The organism is Streptomyces phaeofaciens (assembly GCF_014648915.1).
GTDB classification, from domain to species: Bacteria; Actinomycetota; Actinomycetes; order Streptomycetales; family Streptomycetaceae; genus Streptomyces; species Streptomyces phaeofaciens.
Genome location: NZ_BMSA01000091.1, coordinates 1 through 1,304 on the forward strand (window position 1 = coordinate 1; position 1,304 = coordinate 1,304).

Genomic DNA, 1,304 nt, shown 5'->3' on the forward strand with positions numbered 1-1,304 from the left:
CCTCCACCCATTACTGGGCTTCCAGATCCGGCCTATCAACCCAGTCGTCTACTGGGAGCCTTAACCCCTCAAGGGGGTGGGAATACTCATCTCGAAGCAGGCTTCCCGCTTAGATGCTTTCAGCGGTTATCCCTCCCGAACGTAGCCAACCAGCCATGCCCTTGGCAGAACAACTGGCACACCAGAGGTTCGTCCGTCCCGGTCCTCTCGTACTAGGGACAGCCCTTCTCAATATTCCTGCGCGCGCAGCGGATAGGGACCGAACTGTCTCACGACGTTCTAAACCCAGCTCGCGTACCGCTTTAATGGGCGAACAGCCCAACCCTTGGGACCGACTCCAGCCCCAGGATGCGACGAGCCGACATCGAGGTGCCAAACCATCCCGTCGATATGGACTCTTGGGGAAGATCAGCCTGTTATCCCCGGGGTACCTTTTATCCGTTGAGCGACGGCGCTTCCACAAGCCACCGCCGGATCACTAGTCCCGACTTTCGTCCCTGCTCGACCCGTCGGTCTCACAGTCAAGCTCCCTTGTGCACTTACACTCAACACCTGATTGCCAACCAGGCTGAGGGAACCTTTGGGCGCCTCCGTTACTCTTTAGGAGGCAACCGCCCCAGTTAAACTACCCATCAGACACTGTCCCTGATCCGGATCACGGACCCAGGTTAGACATCCAGCACGACCAGAGTGGTATTTCAACGACGACTCCACAAGAACTGGCGTCCCTGCTTCACAGTCTCCCACCTATCCTACACAAGCCGAACCGAACACCAATATCAAACTGTAGTAAAGGTCCCGGGGTCTTTCCGTCCTGCTGCGCGAAACGAGCATCTTTACTCGTAGTGCAATTTCACCGGGCCTATGGTTGAGACAGTCGAGAAGTCGTTACGCCATTCGTGCAGGTCGGAACTTACCCGACAAGGAATTTCGCTACCTTAGGATGGTTATAGTTACCACCGCCGTTTACTGGCGCTTAAGTTCTCAGCTTCGCCACCCCGAAGAGTGACTAACCGGTCCCCTTAACGTTCCAGCACCGGGCAGGCGTCAGTCCGTATACATCGCCTTACGGCTTCGCACGGACCTGTGTTTTTAGTAAACAGTCGCTTCTCGCTGGTCTCTGCGGCCACCCCCAGCTCATGGAGTAAATCCAATCACCGGACGTGGCCCCCCTTCTCCCGAAGTTACGGGGGCATTTTGCCGAGTTCCTTAACCATAGTTCACCCGAACGCCTCGGTATTCTCTACCTGACCACCTGAGTCGGTTTAGGGTACGGGCCGCCATGAAACTCGCTAGAGGCTTTT

Annotated in this window: 1 rRNA gene; it reads right to left on the reverse strand. The window is 56.2% G+C overall.

Features of this window, described 5'->3' with window-relative positions:
• Nucleotides 1-1,304, reverse strand: a 23S ribosomal RNA gene (locus tag IE275_RS45675); the annotation flags it as partial.